Below are 445 nucleotides of genomic sequence, written 5' to 3' on the forward strand. Positions count from 1 at the left end.
AGGCAATACCGACAAATATGAGCAGGTGGTGGGCCATGAGTGATATGGCGTACATCGTCAGAGATCTGCAGCGGCGGTTGGCCAATATGATCAGGCGGGGGCGGGTACACAGTGTGGATTTCACGATGTCACCGCCCCGGGTGCGGGTTGAGTATGGTAAGCAAGCGGTGACTGGTTGGCTGCCTTGGATGGGTGGGCGGGCATCGAGCTCTAAAACCCAATGGGAACCGCTGGATATCGGGGAGCAGGTCATCATCCTGTCTGAAAGTGGTGACCTGTCAGCCGGTGTCGTCATGCCGTCGATACCGGATGCTCAAAGCCCGGTTCCCAGCACCTCGCCGGATGAGCATGTCAGCCGATATGAAGACGGCACCACACTGACATATCACCGCAAAAAGCACACCCTGACCGTTGATGTGCAGGGTCAGCTGGTCGTGAAAGCGAC

The 445-nt window shown here is 57.5% G+C and carries 1 protein-coding gene; it reads left to right on the forward strand.

The annotated features are described in order from the left end of the window. Positions 1 to 35: 35 nt before the first annotated feature. On the forward strand, positions 36 to 445 hold a 410-nt coding region (locus tag ACYP03_RS24155; protein WP_459782387.1), incomplete at its 3' end, for a phage baseplate assembly protein V.

It is taken from the genome of Photobacterium sp. R1 (assembly GCF_054600795.1).